Here is a 1,346-nt window from a genome sequence, read left to right as displayed (position 1 = left end):
TTACGCCCAATAATTCCGGACAACGCTTGCGCCCTACGTATTACCGCGGCTGCTGGCACGTAGTTAGCCGGCGCTTCTTCTGCAGGTACCGTCACTTTCGCTTCTTCCCTGCTGAAAGAGGTTTACAACCCGAAGGCCGTCATCCCTCACGCGGCGTCGCTGCATCAGGCTTTCGCCCATTGTGCAATATTCCCCACTGCTGCCTCCCGTAGGAGTCTGGGCCGTGTCTCAGTCCCAGTGTGGCCGGTCGCCCTCTCAGGCCGGCTACCCGTCGTCGCCTTGGTGAGCCACTACCTCACCAACAAGCTGATAGGCCGCGGGCTCATCCTGCACCGCCGGAGCTTTTAACCCTCACAGATGCCTGCGAGAGTATTATCCGGTATTAGACCCCGTTTCCAGGGCTTGTCCCAGAGTGCAGGGCAGATTGCCCACGTGTTACTCACCCGTTCGCCACTAATCCACCCCGAAGGGCTTCATCGTTCGACTTGCATGTGTTAAGCACGCCGCCAGCGTTCGTCCTGAGCCAGGATCAAACTCTCCGTGAATGTTTTCCCGTAATCGGGACGACACCACGAGAGCGGAACAGCCGGGCGGAATAAGCCCAGCCGTTCACAGCGTCCTCGCTGTGCGCCTACCGAACAACGTCGGCAGGACTTTTTCAAAGGAACCTCGTCCCAGCCGATCGGCCGGAGACGGGGTATCAACATATCTGGCGTTGATTTTTGGCACGCTGTTGAGTTCTCAAGGAACGGACGCTTCCTTTGTACTCACCCGAGAGACTCTCTCAGGCTTTCCTCCGGGCGCTTCCCTTCGGTCTTGCGTTTCCGACTCTATCAGACCGTTTTCCGATCCGATTTCCTCGGTGCTTTCCAGGTTTCCGCTTTCGCGTTTCCCTTTCCGGCGATTCCGACTCTATCAGACTGTTTTCCGGTCTGATTTCCTCGGTGCTTTCCAGGTTCTCGCTTTCGCGATTCCCTTTCCGGCGGCTCCGACTTTATCAGAGGTTCTGAGTCGGATTTTCCGTCCCGCTCGGGGTTCCTGACGCACAGTCGCATCGGGTTCCCCCTCGGGCGGAGCCGTAAACGTACTGGAGCGGGGCGCCCCGATGCAAATCGAGGAGCCCCGCTCCGGGTTCACGCGTACGAGCGGTCGTACGAGGGTCAGACCTCGACCACGACCGGCAGGATCATCGGCCGGCGCCGGTAGGTGTCCGAGACCCACTTGCCCAGTGTGCGGCGGATGAGTTGCTGCAGCTGGTGGGGCTCCATGACCCCGTCCTGAGCGGACCTCTCCAGCACTTCGGCGATCTTCGGGATGACGTCGCCGAACGCGGAGTCGTCGATGCC

General features: G+C 59.9%; 1 rRNA gene and 1 pseudogene. Both read right to left on the bottom strand.

The features are described 5' to 3' along the window. Positions 1-545 (bottom strand): 16S ribosomal RNA (locus tag ABWI07_RS44125); the annotation flags it as partial. Between the two features lie 615 nt (positions 546-1,160). After that, positions 1,161-1,346 (bottom strand): annotated as a pseudogene (locus tag ABWI07_RS44120) (RNase J family beta-CASP ribonuclease); the annotation flags it as partial.

The sequence above is a fragment of the Actinomadura sp. NPDC000600 genome, assembly GCF_040492135.1.
Classification (GTDB): domain Bacteria; phylum Actinomycetota; class Actinomycetes; order Streptosporangiales; family Streptosporangiaceae; genus Spirillospora.
This window is presented reverse-complemented; position numbering and strand designations above follow the sequence as displayed.